The sequence below is a fragment of the Sphingomonas faeni genome (assembly GCF_040407495.1).
Classification (GTDB): Bacteria; Pseudomonadota; Alphaproteobacteria; order Sphingomonadales; family Sphingomonadaceae; genus Sphingomonas; species Sphingomonas faeni_D.
In genome coordinates this window covers 235,488-251,237 of sequence record NZ_JAPZPP010000006.1, presented here as the reverse complement: position 1 = coordinate 251,237, position 15,750 = coordinate 235,488, and the positions used below count along the sequence as shown (strand labels likewise).

The following is a 15,750-nucleotide window of genomic DNA, read 5'->3' as shown; positions in this document are numbered from 1 at the left end:
ATCGTCAGGCGTGCAGGCGGACCGCGCCCGCCGCGCGGATGTCGGCAATCGATGGATAGCCGTTGACGGCCATCAGCAGGTCCGCCTCGGCCAGCATGCAGCGGAGAACGTGCGCCGCGCCGGCTGCGCCATCGAGCGCCAGTCCGTAGGTGTAAGGCCGGCCAACGCCAACAGCCGTTGCCCCGAGTGCCAGCGCTTTCACGACGTCGGTGCCGGACCGAATGCCCGAATCGAACAGCACCGGCGTCGACCCAGATGCGCGGACCACGTCCGGCAGCATGTCGATCGCGGCGATGCCACCATTCGCCTGCCTCCCGCCATGATTCGAGCAATAGATACCGTCGGCACCTTCGTCGATGGCGCGGCGTGCGTCATCGGGATGGCAGATACCCTTGAGCACGATCGGCAGTTTCGTCAGCGAGCGCAGCCACGGCATGTCCGCCCAGGTCAGCACGCGTCCGAAGGTCGCCGCCCAAGCGCCGATCGCTGCCGCCGGATCCTCTTCGGGCGGCTTGGCGAGCAACTTGCGGAATGCCGGGTCGGAGAAATAATTCATCAGCACGGCACCGCGCAATTGCGGGAAATTCGCCGCATTCAGATCGCGAGGTCGCCAGCCCGTCACCCAGGTATCGAGCGTCACGACGATCGCCTTGTACCCAGCGACTTCGGCACGGTGTACCAGGCTTTCGGCGACGCCGACGTCCTTGGGGGTGTAGAGTTGGAAAAAGCCAGGGGTGTCGCCAAGCGTTTCCGCGACCGTCTCAAGCGGGTCGTTCGACAGGGTCGACGCCATCAGCGGCACCCCGGTCGTTGCCGACGCATGCGCCGCCGCGAGGTCACCATGCTGATCCTGCGTGCAGATCCCGTTGATCCCGACCGGACTCATGAACAGCGGCGTCGGCAGCGTCATGCCGAACAGATCGATCGACAGGTCGCGGCGACGACAATCGATCATCATTCGCGGCACGAGCCCCCAATGTCGAAACGCCCGTGCGTTCTCGTCCTGCGTGAACTCGTCCCCGCACCCGCCCTGGAGATAGGAGAGCACCGCCGGTGGCAATGCCGCGCTGGCGCGCTGCTCGAGCGTCGCAAAATCGACCGGTAGCGCTGGCAGCACACCGCGCAGCCCCGCGCCATAGATCGCATTCTGGTAATCGCCGTAGTGCGCCATCAGACCCCTCGCACGGATGTTGACGATGATCGTGACGGAGTAGCGGAAAGACTGCAATCCAATGCCGCACACAAACTTACGCCGAGCCGCGCGCCGCCACGCACTCCTGCCGACTCTACGCCTTAAGATACGGTCCGAATGACCCACCTGGACCACGATCGAGCGTCCTTGACTCGATCGTGGTCCGGCATCGAACCCCGGGATCAGAACTTCACGCGCACGCCGAAATTATAGCGGGCGCCGGTTTCCTGAAGCGCCAGGAAACGGTCCTCGACTGCCGACCATTCCTTCACCCGCTCGTTGGTGACGTTGACGCCCTGCACATAGACCTGGAAGTTCGAGGTCAGGTCATAACCGACGTTGAAGTCGAGCTGGCCATAAGCGGACCGGTTGCGAGGGCGCCCTTGGCTCGACCGGCATTGCCGCAAATAATCCGACCGCCAGTTGTAGGATGTCCGCGCAGAGATGCCGTATTTCTCGTAGAAGACGCTGCCGTTGGCGGAATGCGGCGACAGGCCGTTATAGCCGCAGTCGAAGTCGGGTAGAACCTGGTCGCGCTGCACCTTGCTGTCGACGTAGGTGTAGTTGCCGGTAACGCCGAAGCCCGACGCGAAACCCGGCAGCCAGTCGAACGCATATTGCGCCCCCACTTCGATGCCGCGGATATAGCCGGTCTGCCCGTTGCGGGTACGGGTATCCTGGAACACCCGGTTGAACCGGTTCACTGGCAACGTCTGCAGCTCGAGGAAATCGCTCAGATCCTTGTGGAATCCACCGACACTAAGATAGCTGACCGGGGTCATGTACCATTCCACCGACAGGTCGTAGTTGGTCGACCTGAACGGCAGCAGGCCCGGGTTTCCGCCGCTCGACTGTGGTACCGAGATGCGTCCGCCGAAGTCGTTGTTGACGCCGAGATCGGTCAGCGTCGGACGCGTGACCGTCTGCGAGAACGCGGCGCGCGCGAGCAGCTTCTCGGTGACGTTGAACCGGATGTTCGCCGAGGGCAACGCGTTGACGTAGCTGTTGCGGACCGTGACCGCCGTCGCTGGCCCATAGGTGAACTGCAGCGTATCGTCGCCGGGCGTGTTGGCGATGTTGATGACGGGCGTGTCGAAGCCCGAGGAGACGACGTCGGTTTTAATGACACGTACGCCGACATTGCCTGCCCAGCGCTCGCCGCCGAACTGCATGCTCATATAGCCCGCCGTCAGCTTCTCCTGGACGTTGACGGTTCCACGAAGCTGCTCGCGTACGCCGAACGGTCCGCCGGGCAGCGCGAGTACCTGCTGCGCGAAGGCCGCCTGCTGCGCGGGAGTCCGGCCGTTGGTCGGGATCGACAACGTGGCGGGGTCGTTCAAATAGGCGAGAAATGCCTTCGGATCGAACTGGAACAGCGAGGGCGGAATAGTCTGGCCTCCTCCCAGGAGGTTGGTCCAGTCATACGCCTCCAATAGTCCTGACGCGATCGGGACCTGGTATCCGCAATAGGTGCAGTTCGAGTCGCTGTTGTTGAACTGCCGATTGATCTTGCGGCGTTCGGTATAGGAGCCGCCGATCAGCACCGATTTCAGGATCGAATCCTGTACGTCGTACTTCGTGTCCAGGTGAAACTCGGAGCCGCGGTCGCGCGACCGGTTGGTGTCGATCCCCATGTAATGCAGCCGCATGCGGGCGGGGTCGTTGATGATCGCATTGTCGAACGATGCCGTCGGCAGGCCCTGACCGGGGTTCAGGTTGAACTGGTAGCTGTAGGGCAGCAACGCACCGATCACGAGATACTGGTTCGGCGAGATGCGGTTCGCCCCCGTGACGGACGCATCCAGTCGCACTTCGACGTCGTCGGCCGGGTTCCACTTGATGTTGCCGCCGAACTGATAGCTTTCGGACTCGCGCTTCGTCAGGTTGTAGACGTGATCGATCTTCGAGTTGAGACCGTTATTGGTCAGCCTGTCGCGATTGTCCGCTAGGAACTGCGGGTTTTGGGCGATGAAGTCGCCGCCGATCATGCCCAGTCCGGTCGCTGTGGCGTTGCCATCGAACGTCGGCGCGAAGTACGGCGCGGACAGGAAGTTATCCATCTTGCGGACCACGCCCGACACGGTGAACTTCGAATAGATGCCGTCGACGGTGATCTCGAGATTGTCGCGCGGCTTGAACTGGACGGCACCGGCGAGGTTGATCCGCTCGCGCGCTTCCTGCGAGCGCTGGTAATAGAGGCTTTGGGGAACGTTGACGTTGCCCGCCACCGGGTAACGCGGATCGGCGCCGGTGATCAATGTCGGGGTGCCACCGATCACCGAGATAATATCGGGCCGTCCGTTGATCCACCCGTCGATCGCGATCGTGTCTTCCTGGTTCTTGCGCTTGGCGTACGACCCCGACAACACGACGCCGAAGGTCTTGTCGGTGTTGGTCCACGACGCGGTCGCCGAGGTGTCCGGCCCCGCCTTGTCGCGCAACGTGTCGTAGATCGCACCGGCGGACGCGGAGAAATGGAACCCGTCGCGCCCCGACAGCGGCCTTGCGGTGATGATGTTGACGGTGGCCCCGATGCCGCCTTCCTGCAGCTCGGGCACGTTCGATTTGAAGACGTCGGTACGCTGGATCATGTTGGACGACAGTACGTCGAACGAGAATTCGCGGCCCGGATTGTCGGTCGCCATGATGCGGCCGTTGACCAGCACGGTGTTGAATTCGGGCCCAAGGCCACGAACGGTAATGAACTGGCCCTCGCCACCCGACCGGTCGATCGCGACACCGGTAATACGCTGGAGCGATTCGGCGATATTGGAATCGGGGAATTTGCCGACGTCTTCCGCGCTGATGCTGTCGACGATCTGCTGCGCGTCACGTTTTACGCGCGCGGAATTGGCAAGGCTGCTGCGAATGCCGGTAACGACGATCTCTTCGCCGGCGCCAGGACCGTCCTGGCCCACCTCGGCGGCGGCCGGCGTCGGTTCCTGCGAGAGCGGGGTGGCGTCACCCTGGACCGATCCGGGTGTGGGTCGAGTTGCTTCCTGCGCCAAGGTCGGCGTCGTGACGAACACGCTGCTAAGCAACAGACAAGTATATGCAGTGATACGCTTCATATTTCCTCTCCCAGTACCGATTCCAATTTCGCAAATTCGGTATTTTTCTTTTCCTCGAAGCTATATCTGCCCGATGGTAAGAATTCTAAAATATTGGGTTCTGTGTTTTTTGAGAAGGATGGTGATGAGCTTAATCGAGTAAGGCACACATCCTATCTCATGAATCGTGATATTTGCTCCGCGCTACTCGCCGTTATGTACGAACTCCCGAGTTCAGCGGGCCGGCGCTGGTTGCGGCCTTCAAGTGGCTTGCTTGCCGCTCACATAAAGCAAAACCCAACCAAACCGCCTCGATCGCCGGCGCGGTACGTAGCACCCCGCAATTGGTCATCGGCCTAGGGCACGATCCAACCCAATATCACAACATCTTCCGCAGCATCGTGCTGACGAACGGTTTAGCCAGGCCGCACACCGGACCTGTCCGAACTCATTCGAATACAGCGCTTGCTGCCGTGATCGCCGCATATGCTGTGATCATGCTCACCTCTCCTTTCCCGACGTCTTAGCGCCAGCTTCAAAGGTTATAATGACGATCAATCTGCAATGTAAAGGATTACATTGCTCGGTTGGTCGATAAGCCGCGTACCGCAGCCCGCGCGCGATCTTTACAATAGCCCCATGCGCCGATCCGGACCGACGGCAATGCTGGCGCGCCGGATAGGGCGAATGTCATCTGGAACGCGCCGAGAATCAGCACATCGGCCACTCGACAGTCCGAATGCACGGCAAGCGGCGATCACAGGCGCGGCATTGCCGCGAGCGTTGGCGATACGTCGCTGGAGGATTGGACGGCGCCACCGGCACGACGCAACCCGCCCCTGTCGGGACGAGTCGGGATGCGTTGGAATTAGTGGTTGGTGCCTCTGGCCTCTACCGGTTCTCGCCGATCATTATATTGTTTTTCCTGCCTTTTCATAGTTGGTTGATTTGCGAAGTGCCCCCTAAAGTGCCCCCATCCTCAGGAGCGTAGGGGGTATGCTGCAAGCCGTTCGCGCATCCAATCATCGATGTCGGCCTGTCACCAGACGCTGGCTTGCACGGTCAGCTTCACTTGCTGAGGGAACGTACCGGCCGCGACCATGCGGTAGATCGTCGATCGACCAAGGCCTGTGGTCTTCATCACGTCAGGTACGCGCAGGAAGCGACCGCCGGAGCTGGCCTCGCCGCGTTGTCTAGCGGTAGCGAGGGTCATAGCGGTCATGCGGCTTCCTTGAGGCAATCGTGTTCAATAGGCGGGCGAGTACGGCGCGAAGCTTGCATTCATGGGCGAGGAAGTGTTCGCCCCTTCCCTCGGGGGCGACCGCTGCGGACCTGATTTCAGCATCAGACGCGCCACGCTCGCCGCTAATTTTGTAATTGAGTGCGCGAACGGTAATGCAGAGTTCGTCCGCAAGGCGACCCTTGCCCATCAACCCCGCTGCGGTACCAGGGCCCATCATCCGCACGACCTCGATCGGAAATGCTACCTGTTCCCGCTTTAAGGAACACCCAGTTGGAGTGCGGCCCTGTTCCCGAATTGGGGGACAAGCAGCTAGCTGTTGCGATGATTCATTCACGTGGGTTTCAACGGCCGCTGCAATGCTCATTATGAATCTCCCACTGGTGGAGATTCGGCGAGCGGGAACGCCAGCGCGCATTCATGTCGGTCTGTTCATATTACCTTGGCCTCGTACGAAACTCCATGGGAACGAAGGCCTTCGCATTTGCGACCTTGCCTTGGAGCATCGTCGCTCGGAAGGAAGTGCCTCCCACGACAGAAGCTCCATGCCCGCGGCTGCATAGTCACCCTTCGCGAGGCGAGCGTCGACGTTTTCTCTCTGTACGACGATGTGGACGCGCTCGACCTCGAGGATCGTCCGAACAAACTCTTCCGGCGCCGACCGATCCTCAACGAGGTGGTTCTTGATGAGGTCCGATATAGAGGCATGCATTCGCCCGTAATGCTCGAGAATGAGTGGCTCGCCGGCCAGAGCACTGGCGGCTTTTTCGGACACCATGCCCGAAAACTGTCTGATCCGGCGCTTCAATGGCTCTGCTCGAATCCCGGCATACCATGCCCGCGCCATCCCAACCGTGACGCCAGGGCGCGCCGCAAGCCACCGTATCTCCTCATAGATTGCCAGCAGCGTCGCTTCATCCGCCGGTAAAAGGATTTCGGCCATCGAATGAGTCTTTCCTGATTACCGCGCTCCATGTTCCCCGCCCATGCGTGAGCGCGGACGATGGAGCGCGTTCAGGCCACGCCGCTGAGTATGGGCGACAATGGTTAGAGGTCGTTTGGCCGCACATCGTCGGACGACGGTACAGGTTCTGCAATCGCGGAAGCCGAGGCACCTCCCTCGTCACGAAAGTTGGCCAGCCATGGCAGGCGTTCCTGCGTCATCCGCGTGTCGCAGTTGAGTCGGGCGATCTCCTTGTCGTTCGCGTCGATCGACGCGGACGCGGCTTCCACCTTGCAGTCGGCATTCTTCTTCGCGATCCACGCGCGTTGCTGCGGCAGGAGCCGTTGCCGCGTGGTACCGGCGAGCGCCTGCCAAGTAGCGCCGATCGTCTGCACGGCGAGCTGGTTGTCGGTCTTGGCGGACGTGAGGTTGGCTGCACGCTGCTCGCCGAGCGCCGCATTCTGCTCGGCAGTCTGTTGCGCCGCGGCCTGAGCCTCGGCACGCTGGCTATTTTCGGTCGACGCACGCAACAGCCCCGACGCCAGAACCTCGGCCGCGAAATCGAACATGTTGTTGCCGCTTTCCGTCTCGGCGAACACCTTGTCTCCGTTGTCGGTGGGCTGCACGTTGAATTCGATCCCCGTCGTGAAGCTGTCGGCATGCCGCTCGATATCGGATGCGTCGGCGAGCGCTGACACGCTGTTGAGGCCCGCGGTCTCGCGCGTATGGTCGGCATCCGCCAGCGCATCGGTCGCGAACCTCACCTTCAGCGTACCCGTGCAGAAGCGCTTGGTGCTGTTGGGATCCTCCTTCGAGGTGCGGATGTCGTCGATCGCGATGACCAGCTGCCCGATCGCGGCGCGGATTTTCGACAACGAGACCGATCGTGCGCCGTCCTCGCCGCGAACCTTCGCCGAGATCACCTTCTCAAGCTGGTCCTTCACAATTTCCACGACCGGCGCCTGCGCGCTCTCGGCGGTACAGCCGACAGCCGTACCGCCATCGTTGCATGCCGCCGTGCCCAGCGCCAATGCGGCGGCGAGGGCGATATATATCCTGTGCATGACTGCTCCCTTACGGCAATTCGACTTTGTGAAAGCGGCGCGCATTGGCCTGCGGATCGTCGGTTTCGATCAGGCGGGCGATCGCGCCCACCGAGACTGGTTCGGCCGCGCCGAACGGTGCGGCACTGGCACTGGCCGGCGTGCTGGCGGTGATCCGGTAGCGGACCGGGGCACCGCCATCGGACGCGACCTGGACGATCGCGCCGAGCGGCACCAGCGCGCCGCCGTGGTTCAGCACGATCTCTGTTCCATCGACCCCCGTTATCCGCAGCGGCGCGAGCGTGAAAGCGATGCGGCGTGCGGCGGCCAAGGCCAGCGCATTGCCGAGCCGGCGCATGCTGGGATCGGCGGGCGTCATGCTTGAACAGCCGCCCTCGCCGCCGACGATCTGCGAGCCAATTTCTGCACTGGCGTCGACCATGCCGCCGAAGACCACGCTGCCGCGCGCGTCGCGGACGCGAAGATCGAAACTCGCCGAAAGGCGCGTGCCGGCAACGCAATAGTCGCCCGCCGCGCTGGCGCTGACCGCCATGTCCGGCGCGCCGACGCGGCCGGTAACGACATAGTCCGGGGTGGGCACGTCGCGCCCGCCGCTGCTCGTCGATAGCCGGACGACACCGGATTCGAGCAGCGTCGACTGCAGGCGGTCGCGGAAGCCGCGGAGCGGACCTTCCTCGATCGTCGCCACCTTGACGGCCGCTTGCCCCTGCGCGAGCGCCGGCGCGGCACAGAGCAGCGGGACGAATGCCGCTGCAAGCCGCATCGTCACTTCCTCTTGGCCGGCTTGACGAGCGCGCGGATATCGTCGGTGGAGGCGGGGCGGACGATCGACCCCACTGGGATCGGTGCTGCGAATGCGGTCGCCGGCATGGCCTTGGACATCCGGCCGACGATCTCGGTGATGCGCACGAGGCCCAGCTTGCTCTCGTTCGACCCGATGACCTCGCCGCTCGACGGATCGCGGATGACGGCGCCCTTCGAATAGACCGCCATGATCGCACCCGGCTGCACCGCGCCCTCGCCATAGTTGAGCATCAACTGCCCGTCGCCCTGTACCGCGGCGACCTGGATCGGGTAGATCGAGGTGACGAGCCCGCTTGCTACCTTGGCCGCGGCAGACCGGATCAGCAGGGCGCTGTCGATGTTCGATTCTCCGCTGCAGCTCGACCCTGCCTTCTGCGTTTCGTCGATATGGGTAACGTATTTGATCTCGCCGGTGTCGGTATCGGTGATCTTGATGTCGAGCGCCAGTGTCGCGCTGGTGTTCGTGCAGCTCGCGCCCTTGTTGCCCATGAAACCGGCGAGCATGGTAGAACCGATATTGTCCGCCTTCTTGGCCGAGATCGACGTGATCGTCCCGTAGATGAGATAATCGATCCCTTCGAACCCGCCGACGCGACCGGGGGCGTTCGTCGTCACCATGCCACCCTTGGCACGTGCCTGTTCGCCAACGAGCTTGCCCATCTGCTGGCGCTCGATCATGCGAAACTTGCCCGTCCCTGCGATTGCGCTTTCGATCATCGCCGACAGTGTGTCGGCCTGATTGCTGTGGGTCAGGTCGTCGATCCGAACCACCGCGACAGTCGGTTTGCCCGCTTGCGCCGACGCCAGCGCAGGCGTCAGCGCGACCAGCGCGGCCGCCATCATCACGATTTTCATGTTCAATCCCCCTGTTCGTCGCAGTTCGTTCGTCGTGCGACGTCATCAACGACGGCGATCTCGCGCCGGCGACCGGCATGCCCCATGCCGATTGCCGCTTATTGCCGCAGGCTCGGCCGCTGCTCCTATCCGGAAAAAACCCGGAACGGACGGTAATGATATCGCAATGTATTTTCGTCCGCGCGCTGTGAGGAACTGTAGGGCGGATGCCACCGGTCTTTATGCCTGAGGCGTGGACTGCCGATCGTCGGCGCGTTCCGCCATCGTCGAGAACGCAGCCGCCTGGTCGAGGTGGATTCTGCGGCGGTCGGAGGAGTCCGCTCGTGCCGCCAGGCACAGTTTCTGTTCCGCCTGCTGCTCGTAAACCGCGCGGTCCTTGGTCATCGTCATACCCCCGAAATACCGTGCCGCATCTGTGCAAGACGGTGCCGCCGCGGTCAGTCCGGGAAAAACCCGCATGGGGCATGCCGAGCAAGCCTCGACGACCTCGGGGTATTTCCCCCACTTCAGCATCGCCACGGACCCGGCCATGGAAGATGGAATGAATGGTTCAAGCGAATGGTATCGATCCTGGTTGGCAGCATGGCGACCGCGGCCGGGCGAATGGCCCGTCCTGCTCGGCTATGGGGCCGTGTTCTGGGTGCTCCACCATCTGGCCGTCCTGTGGGGCGGCACCGGCTATTATTCGCTGTGGTTTCCAGCAGCCGGCGTCCGGCTGGCGCTGTTCTGGCGGTTCGGCGCGCGGCTGACTGTCGCTGCGGTCGCGACGGAGATCCTGGTTCAGATCCTTGGTGGCGTAATCGTGTTTCACGAGCCGGACTGGCCGTCGGCGATGGCGCGGGTCGCAAGCCCCGTACTCGCCTATGGCATTGCGGTCGCGCTGGTCCGCGCCCTCACCCGACGGTCCACGGGCAGCCTTGCGACCGCGCCCATGCCGCTCGGCTTGGCATCGGTTGCCGCGCCTCTCAGCGCCGTGCTGTTTGCGCTGCCATGGTCGATCCTTCGTCCGGAGGTCACGAACGTCACGAGCGTGCGCGAGATCATTGCGTCGCTGACGGCGTTCGGTGTCGGCGACCTGCTTGGCGTCCTGTTGGTAGCCCCGCCCCTTCTCTACGCCGCCGACCTGTTGAAGGGCCGGGCAAGCCTGCCACCGCACCGCCCGAACCTCGCCGCCGTCGCCGAAGCCGTCTGCGTTCTCGCCGCGTCGCTGGTTCTCGTCGCAACGCTGGCGACGATCGGTCTTGGCTTACCGGCGACCCCGGTGCTGCTGGCGATCGCGTGGATCGGACTGCGGTTCGGCCGTGCCGCAGCGTGGACGTCGATCGTCGTCACCGCCGTGTTCGTCCTGCCCGAAACAGCGGGCGCGATGGCATTGGACGCCCGCCTCGCGCTTCATATGAGCCTGGCCGCGGTTGCCGTGGTCGGCTATCTCGCCGGCAGCTTTGCCGATGCGGAAGCCAAGGCGGTTGCCGCTGTCGCGCGTCGCGACCGGATGTTGTTCCAGGCAGAGCGCCTGAAGACTTTGCGGGCAATGTCCGTCGTCGTAATCCACGAGATCAGCCAGCCGCTGTCGACCCTGTCGATCGAGGCGCGACACCTCGCCGACATCAGTCGTGATGCGGACCCGGATATCCGGGACACCGCCGCGCTGATCGAGCGCAAGGCGGACACGTTGGCGACGCTCGTCCGCCGTCTTCGCCGCTTCGGCGGCCGCGCCGTCGACGAGCCGTCCGTACTGCCCGTGGCGGTGTTGCTCGACAGTGTCGTGGCGCTTGCGCGCCCGGAAGCTGCCATTGCGGGCGTCACGATCGATGTAGGCCCTGTCGGCCCCGATCTTGCTGTCATGGCGCAGGAGGTCGAGTTGGCGCAGGCTCTGGTCAATCTCGTGCGCAATGCCGTGCAGGCGTGCGACGACAACCGCGTGGAGATCACCGTGACCTGTCAGGACGATCTCGTGGCGATCACGGTTGCGAACCACTGCGTCGATCATCCCCTCGTACACGACGGGATGGGCGTCGGATCGCTGATCGCGCGGACTATCGTCGGTGCGCATGGCGGGCAGCTATCACGAGTACGGACCGGACCCGCCAACATTGCCCATATCGTGACGCTCCCGCGTGCGGAGGAACCGGCATGACCATGGCCGCCACCGTCTACATCGTCGACGACGACGCCGATCTCGGCGCCAGCGTTGCCCGCCTGCTGACGCGCCACGGCCATATGGCAAGCGCCTTCGACGCGCCGCGGGTGCTGCTCGACGCGCATCGGCGCGCGCCAGCGGCTTGCGTGATATCGGACGTCATGATGGGCGAGACCGACGGTTTCACCTTCGCTGACACGCTGCGCGCGCTGGATCCGAACGTAGCGCTGGTCTTCATGACCGCCTGGCCGACAACCGCCAACGCCGTGGACAGCATCCGTCGCTACGGCGGTCTTGATTACCTCGAAAAGCCGATCGACGAGGCGCGTTTGTTGTCGGCGATTGGCGAAGGGGTAATCTGGTCGACCGACCGCCGCGCGCTCGCGCGCCGAACGGAGGCGCTGACCATGCGGGAGCGAGAGGTCTTCGATCTCCTAGTTAAGGGCTACAGCAACAAGGCCATTGCGGGCGAACTGGGTCTCAGCGCCAAGACGGTCGAAAGCCACCGAGCGGCGATCGTAGCAAAGACCGGCGCCAACGGCCTCGCCCAACTTATGAAGCTGGCAGAATAAATATTCTGACCGATCAGTTGACCTCAGATCGACTGGCTTTCCAGCAGGACGCCCGACGGTTAGTCATCGACGACGGGGACATCTTGATCAACGCGAATATTGTTGTGCTGCTGACCATGATTGAGACGCAGGATGATAAGACCCACATGCGGACATCCGAAAGCGTATTCTCGTTCCGACAAGCGGCCGTTTGTTCATCCAACCGTCCTGTTATTCGAGGGCGTCTCGGTGGAGTTCGGCATGCTCGGGGCGAACAGCTGAGCGGATGCCACTCTCTGCGGTGTGGCGACGCTCCCGTACCCGCCTCTTCTCGAGCGGGTGTCATCGATTAATCCGACGGCAATGGAACCGGGGGTATAGAAAACATTCCACGCATGGCATATTCCATCCATTCATGTGACGTGGAGTACACCGACGAGTTCGGCGACTGGTGGGCCGGACTGTCCGAGAAGGAGCAGAACGACGTGGCCGCGATCACCGAGATGCTGGATGAGCGCGGCCCAATGCTGCCGTTCCCGCACTCGTCGCAGATCAAGAGCTCGCGCCATCCCCACATGCGCTAGCTGCGCGTCCAGAGCGGCGGCGACAAGACCGGGGACGATCGCTTCTACGAGACCTTGGTGCCGGTCGCGGACGACCTCTACGACGTGCACCTGACCGAACTGAGGAAGGAGGGACTGCTACGATGAGCAACCGCAAGCCGTTCGCCGACCTGACCCGCGCGTTCACCGAGGAGCGCCGCCAGGCGGTCGACATCCGCAAGAACCAGCTCGCCGACGAGCTGACGCCGGCGCAGCCGTGGTCCTGACACAGAAGGCCCCAGACCATGGCTAATCGCAAAGCACTCCAAGCGCTCACCGCCGACTTCTCGCAGGAGCGCCGCGCCACCGTCGAGGCGCGCAAGGCTGAACTCCGCGCCGAGATGTCGCTGGCTGAACTGCGCGCCGCGCGTCACTTCACCCAGGAGACGCTTGGCGAGACGCTGTCGGTCGGACAGCCTGCCATCGCCAAGATCGAGAAGCGCACCGACATGTATGTCGGGAACCTGCGCCGCTTCATCAACGCCATGGGCGGCGAGCTCGAGATAACCGCGCACTTCGCGGACGGCGACGTCGTGATCACCAACTTCTCCAACATCGGGGAGGAGCTAGGCGACACGGCACACGCCGCGCCGATCGTCCGCCCGGTCGTGCGCGACTGAGCGGACCGCCGCCCGCGGTCGATCACGACGACGTCGCGAGTCGTAGGCGTTGAAGATCACCAAGCGCGATCGCGACTGGCTCGAGCACTTCGCGTCTGGCGGGCGCGAGCGGCCGCGAGGCATGGGACCGGGTGGCGTCTACAACTTCGTATCGCGCAAGTGGATCGTCCGGGTAGAGCGCGACGTAGACTTCGGGCCCGAACTCTACCGTCTGACCCCCGAGGGTCTCGCCGCGCTCGAGCGTATCCGCAGGGACGGCGAATAGCGATGCTAGACGACCTGAAGACATTCGAGCGCGTCGCCGACGAGGCAATCGGACGCCTGCCGCTCCTGCAGCTACCGGCACGCGCGATGCTGGCGGGGCTGCACTGGGTCGTATTCCTAGGCCGGCACGGGCGGCAGCTCGGCGGCACCGCCGAGCCTGCGGTCAGCGAGCGATCATGACGCGGATCGGCCACTTGCTGCCGCTGCTCTGCCGATTGCCGGCCGAACCCTATGACGAGAGCGCCGACGACGCGATCGGCGCCTTCCGCAAGGTCGATCCGGACGGCGCGCAGCTCATGAAGCTGCTCACCTACCTCCACTTCTCTGAGTTCATGCCCGAAGCGCATCGCGGGCACTTCGTGGTAGAGCGCTCCGGGGCAAAGTTCCGGCTGCTGCACAGGGACGTGCCGTTCGCCGAGGCACAGGCGAGGGACATCACGCTCAGCGAACTCGCGATCCCGTTCCCGCTCGAGGAAGCCGCCCGGATCGAGCCGGAGTTCGCCCGTCTCGCCCAGACCTCGCCACAGGTGGACTGGGGCTTCGTCGCGAGGTTCATGCACGACAACGTTAACGATTCGGCACTTGCTGCTCGAACCGTTCCAGTCGAGGATAGAGATTGGCGGGGCATACTTTGAGAGTATTTAATCCATGCGTACGCTGACCGGTGCGGCATTCGTATCGCTTGACGGCGTGATGCAGGCACCTGGCGGGCCTACAGAGGACTTAACCGGAGACTTTGGCCAGGGCGGCTGGGTGTTCGGCATCGGCGACGATGTGATCGATCCAGTGCTAGGCGACCTGTTCAAGCCGCCCTACGCTCTGCTTCTAGGTCGACGGACGTACGATATCTTTGCAGCCTACTGGCCGTTCGTCGAAGGCGAGGTGGACGGGATGGGCCACGCTCTGACTGCCGCTGACAAGCATGTTGTAACGCATGGCGATCAGCCGCTCGACTGGGCAAACAGCTATCGCCTGGACGGCATTGCCGCGATCCGAGCCCTAAAGGATAGCGACGGTCCAGACTTGCTGATTCAAGGCTCCTCAACGCTCTACCCTCCACTTCTCGCTGCTGGGCTAATCGACGAGCTGGTTCTGATGACCTTCCCCGTCGTGCTGGGGGCCGGCAAGCGTCTGTTCGGCGACGGCACGCCTTCAGGCGCACTGCGCCTGCTTGACCATCACGTTGGCGCAAAAGGCGTGATCGTCACACGCTGGGCACAAGCGGGACAGATTCCGACTGTGGGCCATCCTCACCCCAGCACTAGTGCGGCTGAGGCTGAACGCCAGCGGCGGATGAACGAGGGAAGTTGGTAGTCCTAGGTCGACAAATCGCGCTCGACCCATAGTCGGCCATCCGCGCGCCCTTCCACGCTTCCCAACTTCAGACACTGATTCATAACCGCCTGCGCCTTCCAAGGTTGATGCCAACATCCCCCACCGAAGCGCCCAGTGTTCATCTTGAACATCAACCGCCCTAACCCTTGTCAAAGCACGCCTGCGATCACACACGCATTGCCGTCACGAAGGCGCGGAAGGCAGCGCTAGGTTGGCGGCGGCTGGGATAATAGAGGTGGTTCGGGGGTAACGTCGGTGCCCAGCCGGCCAGCACTTCGACCAGCGTACCGTCGGCCAGTTGCAGCGCGGCATGTGGCAGCGGCAGGCAAGTTACCCCCAGTCCTGCCACCGCGGCGTCGCGCATCACGTCGATATCATTGGTGATGAAGTCGCCGCGGACCGACCGTTCCACCGTCCGGCCGTCGCGCTCGAATCTCCAGCGGTGTACGACGCCGGACGACGTGTACCGGTAACACAGGCACCGATGCGCGACGAGATCGTCGGGATCGAGCGGAGCGGGATGATCGGCGAGATAGGCCGGGGCGGCGACGAAGACCAGCGGCACCGGCGCGCTGATACGGACCGATATCATGTCGGCCTGCAGGGTCTGGGCATGCCGGACCCCGCAATCAAAGCGGTCCGCGACGATGTCGACGAACCCGTCGTCGACAACCAGTTCGACGGCGATGTCAGGATAGGCGCGCGCAAAGTCGGCCAGCCGCGGCAGGATGGCGTAGATCGCCGCGACCCGGTGCGCGCTGACCCGGATCCGCCCCGCCGGCCGTTCGCGGGCGTTGCCCAGGTCTGCCAGCGCGCCCGCGACCGAAGCGATCGCCGGCCTCAACCGCGCCAGTAGTTCCTCGCCGGCGGGCGTCGGCGCCAGCGAGCGGGTGGTACGGTCGAGCAACCGAACACCCAGTTTCGTTTCCAGCGACCTCATCGCATGGCTCAAAGCGGAGGCGGACAACCCAAGCCGTGTCGCCGCTCGCGCGAAGCTGCCAGCCTCGACGATCGTTTCGAACACAGCGAGACCGGACCAGAGATCACGATCCATTCCTGAACATCCTTCAGCAACCCATGCGCCGCAGAC

18 protein-coding genes are annotated in these 15,750 nt (G+C 63.5%); 9 read left to right on the top strand and 9 right to left on the bottom strand.

All coding sequences use genetic code 11. The annotated features are described in order from the left end of the window. Nucleotides 1-4: 4 nt before the first annotated feature. The 8 genes from O6W96_RS17800 to O6W96_RS17765 all read right to left on the bottom strand — a co-directional run bounded on the left by O6W96_RS17800 (nt 5) and on the right by O6W96_RS17765 (nt 9,679). Entirely contained in the window at nt 5-1,228 is a 1,224-nt protein-coding gene (locus O6W96_RS17800) for an alpha-hydroxy-acid oxidizing protein (protein WP_435372238.1), read from the bottom strand. 146 nt (nt 1,229-1,374) lie between these two features. Next, complete coding sequence (locus O6W96_RS17795; RefSeq protein WP_353470762.1) at nt 1,375-4,263, bottom strand: TonB-dependent receptor; 2,889 nt, start codon at nt 4,261-4,263, stop codon at nt 1,375-1,377. Nucleotides 4,264-5,281: 1,018 nt separating this feature from the next. Further along, nucleotides 5,282-5,464: a helix-turn-helix transcriptional regulator gene (locus O6W96_RS17790; protein WP_353470761.1), complete on the bottom strand. Its 183-nt coding sequence runs from the start codon at nt 5,462-5,464 to the stop codon at nt 5,282-5,284. Nucleotides 5,465-5,900: 436 nt separating this feature from the next. Continuing rightward, nucleotides 5,901-6,425: a hypothetical protein gene (locus tag O6W96_RS17785; protein WP_353470760.1), complete on the bottom strand. Its 525-nt coding sequence runs from the start codon at nt 6,423-6,425 to the stop codon at nt 5,901-5,903. 104 nt (nt 6,426-6,529) lie between these two features. Further along, the gene (locus tag O6W96_RS17780) at nt 6,530-7,489 is read right to left on the bottom strand and encodes a lysozyme inhibitor LprI family protein (protein WP_353470759.1); all 960 of its coding nucleotides are present in this window, start codon (nt 7,487-7,489) and stop codon (nt 6,530-6,532) included. A 10-nt stretch (nt 7,490-7,499) separates the two neighbouring features. Then, nucleotides 7,500-8,252 (bottom strand): hypothetical protein, encoded by a 753-nt coding sequence (locus O6W96_RS17775; RefSeq protein ID WP_353470758.1) that lies wholly within the window; start codon nt 8,250-8,252, stop codon nt 7,500-7,502. A 2-nt stretch (nt 8,253-8,254) separates the two neighbouring features. Continuing rightward, nucleotides 8,255-9,148, bottom strand: a complete 894-nt coding sequence (locus O6W96_RS17770; protein ID WP_353470757.1) for a CsgG/HfaB family protein — start codon at nt 9,146-9,148, stop codon at nt 8,255-8,257. Nucleotides 9,149-9,367: 219 nt separating this feature from the next. Then, nucleotides 9,368-9,679, bottom strand: a complete 312-nt coding sequence (locus O6W96_RS17765; RefSeq protein ID WP_353470756.1) for a hypothetical protein — start codon at nt 9,677-9,679, stop codon at nt 9,368-9,370. Between the two features lie 43 nt (nt 9,680-9,722). On the opposite strand from O6W96_RS17765, the gene O6W96_RS17760 reads away from it, so the two are divergent. From O6W96_RS17760 to O6W96_RS17720, 9 genes are all read left to right on the top strand, one after another. Further along, complete coding sequence (locus tag O6W96_RS17760) at nt 9,723-11,285, top strand: sensor histidine kinase (protein ID WP_353470755.1); 1,563 nt, start codon at nt 9,723-9,725, stop codon at nt 11,283-11,285. Then, complete coding sequence (locus tag O6W96_RS17755; RefSeq protein WP_353470754.1) at nt 11,282-11,860, top strand: response regulator transcription factor; 579 nt, start codon at nt 11,282-11,284, stop codon at nt 11,858-11,860. The genes O6W96_RS17760 and O6W96_RS17755 overlap by 4 nt, the downstream gene beginning before the upstream one ends. A 401-nt stretch (nt 11,861-12,261) precedes the next feature. Beyond that, nucleotides 12,262-12,423 carry a hypothetical protein gene (locus O6W96_RS17750; RefSeq protein WP_353470753.1) on the top strand — a complete coding sequence of 54 codons (162 nt, stop codon included), beginning with the start codon at nt 12,262-12,264 and terminating at the stop codon, nt 12,421-12,423. Between the two features lie 122 nt (nt 12,424-12,545). Further along, complete coding sequence (locus O6W96_RS17745; RefSeq protein WP_353470752.1) at nt 12,546-12,668, top strand: hypothetical protein; 123 nt, start codon at nt 12,546-12,548, stop codon at nt 12,666-12,668. An 18-nt stretch (nt 12,669-12,686) separates the two neighbouring features. After that, a complete protein-coding gene (locus O6W96_RS17740; RefSeq protein ID WP_353470751.1) occupies nt 12,687-13,061 on the top strand; it encodes an XRE family transcriptional regulator in 375 nt (124 codons plus the stop codon). 49 nt (nt 13,062-13,110) lie between these two features. After that, nucleotides 13,111-13,326 carry a hypothetical protein gene (locus O6W96_RS17735; RefSeq protein WP_353470750.1) on the top strand — a complete coding sequence of 72 codons (216 nt, stop codon included), beginning with the start codon at nt 13,111-13,113 and terminating at the stop codon, nt 13,324-13,326. A 2-nt stretch (nt 13,327-13,328) separates the two neighbouring features. Beyond that, entirely contained in the window at nt 13,329-13,505 is a 177-nt protein-coding gene (locus tag O6W96_RS17730) for a hypothetical protein (RefSeq protein ID WP_353470749.1), read from the top strand. Next, nucleotides 13,502-13,960, top strand: a complete 459-nt coding sequence (locus O6W96_RS17725; RefSeq protein WP_353470748.1) for a hypothetical protein — start codon at nt 13,502-13,504, stop codon at nt 13,958-13,960. Before O6W96_RS17730 ends, O6W96_RS17725 begins: the two co-directional genes overlap by 4 nt. Nucleotides 13,961-13,973: 13 nt before the next feature. After that, nucleotides 13,974-14,639, top strand: a complete 666-nt coding sequence (locus O6W96_RS17720) for a dihydrofolate reductase family protein (protein ID WP_353470747.1) — start codon at nt 13,974-13,976, stop codon at nt 14,637-14,639. 187 nt (nt 14,640-14,826) lie between these two features. Here the strand turns inward: O6W96_RS17720 and O6W96_RS17715 are convergent, their stop codons facing one another. Continuing rightward, nucleotides 14,827-15,714: a LysR family transcriptional regulator gene (locus tag O6W96_RS17715; protein WP_353470746.1), complete on the bottom strand. Its 888-nt coding sequence runs from the start codon at nt 15,712-15,714 to the stop codon at nt 14,827-14,829. Nucleotides 15,715-15,750: the final 36 nt, after the last annotated feature.

Excerpts from the sequence above, each read along its gene's own strand:
- O6W96_RS17790 (WP_353470761.1), bottom strand. The coding sequence starts at position 5,464 with ATGACCGCTATGACCCTCGCTACCGCTAGACAACGCGGCGAGGCCAGC.
- O6W96_RS17745 (WP_353470752.1), top strand. The coding sequence starts at position 12,546 with ATGAGCAACCGCAAGCCGTTCGCCGACCTGACCCGCGCGTTCACCGAG.
- O6W96_RS17770 (WP_353470757.1), bottom strand. The coding sequence starts at position 9,148 with ATGAAAATCGTGATGATGGCGGCCGCGCTGGTCGCGCTGACGCCTGCG.
- O6W96_RS17725 (WP_353470748.1), top strand. The coding sequence starts at position 13,502 with ATGACGCGGATCGGCCACTTGCTGCCGCTGCTCTGCCGATTGCCGGCC.
- O6W96_RS17765 (WP_353470756.1), bottom strand. The coding sequence starts at position 9,679 with ATGGCCGGGTCCGTGGCGATGCTGAAGTGGGGGAAATACCCCGAGGTC.
- O6W96_RS17720 (WP_353470747.1), top strand. The coding sequence starts at position 13,974 with ATGCGTACGCTGACCGGTGCGGCATTCGTATCGCTTGACGGCGTGATG.
- O6W96_RS17780 (WP_353470759.1), bottom strand. The coding sequence starts at position 7,489 with ATGCACAGGATATATATCGCCCTCGCCGCCGCATTGGCGCTGGGCACG.
- O6W96_RS17755 (WP_353470754.1), top strand. The coding sequence starts at position 11,282 with ATGACCATGGCCGCCACCGTCTACATCGTCGACGACGACGCCGATCTC.
- O6W96_RS17740 (WP_353470751.1), top strand. The coding sequence starts at position 12,687 with ATGGCTAATCGCAAAGCACTCCAAGCGCTCACCGCCGACTTCTCGCAG.
- O6W96_RS17775 (WP_353470758.1), bottom strand. The coding sequence starts at position 8,252 with ATGCGGCTTGCAGCGGCATTCGTCCCGCTGCTCTGTGCCGCGCCGGCG.
- O6W96_RS17715 (WP_353470746.1), bottom strand. The coding sequence starts at position 15,714 with ATGGATCGTGATCTCTGGTCCGGTCTCGCTGTGTTCGAAACGATCGTC.
- O6W96_RS17730 (WP_353470749.1), top strand. The coding sequence starts at position 13,329 with ATGCTAGACGACCTGAAGACATTCGAGCGCGTCGCCGACGAGGCAATC.
- O6W96_RS17795 (WP_353470762.1), bottom strand. The coding sequence starts at position 4,263 with ATGAAGCGTATCACTGCATATACTTGTCTGTTGCTTAGCAGCGTGTTC.
- O6W96_RS17785 (WP_353470760.1), bottom strand. The coding sequence starts at position 6,425 with ATGGCCGAAATCCTTTTACCGGCGGATGAAGCGACGCTGCTGGCAATC.